Annotated in this window: 1 pseudogene; it reads right to left on the bottom strand. The window is 61.9% G+C overall.

From position 1 onward, the window contains the following. Positions 1-557: pseudogene (gene mutL, locus NRB16_RS29075) on the bottom strand (DNA mismatch repair protein MutL); the annotation flags it as partial.

The following is a 557-nucleotide window of genomic DNA, read 5'->3' as shown; positions in this document are numbered from 1 at the left end:
ACGCCATGGTGCCCAGCAGTTCGTTGATATGCGCCTGCACCCGGTCGCTGGTGCCGTATTCCATCAGGTCGGCCAGTACATCGCTGACCAGACGGTTAGCCTCGGCCTGCTTGAGCAGTGCCGGAATCTGCCGGATGACCAGGGTTTCCGGGCCAAGGGGCTGCAATTCGAAGCCCAGGCGCTGGAAGGTCGCGATGTGCTCTTCAGCACAATCGGCCTCGCGCTGACTCACCGACAGTGATTCGGGCACCAGCAACGGCTGCCCGCTGAGGCCTTCGCTGGCCATGGCGATTTTCAGGCGCTCGTACATGATGCGCTCATGGGCAGCATGCATGTCCACCAGCACCAGCCCGTGGGCGTTTTCGGACAGGATATAAATGCCCTTGAGCTGCGCCAGCGCGTAACCCAATGGCGGAATATCGCTCTGCGACTCCGGCAGCGAAGCCGGTGCAGCCTCGGGCAGCGGCGCGAAAAACTCCCGATAGGCACTTTGCGCTTCGGCAGTTGGCAACGCAGAAGTCGGACGTGGCGAGTACTGATACTGATAGCCACTGCCC

The organism is Pseudomonas sp. LJDD11, assembly GCF_024584215.1.
Lineage (GTDB): Bacteria > Pseudomonadota > Gammaproteobacteria > Pseudomonadales > Pseudomonadaceae > Aquipseudomonas.
This window is presented reverse-complemented; position numbering and strand designations above follow the sequence as displayed.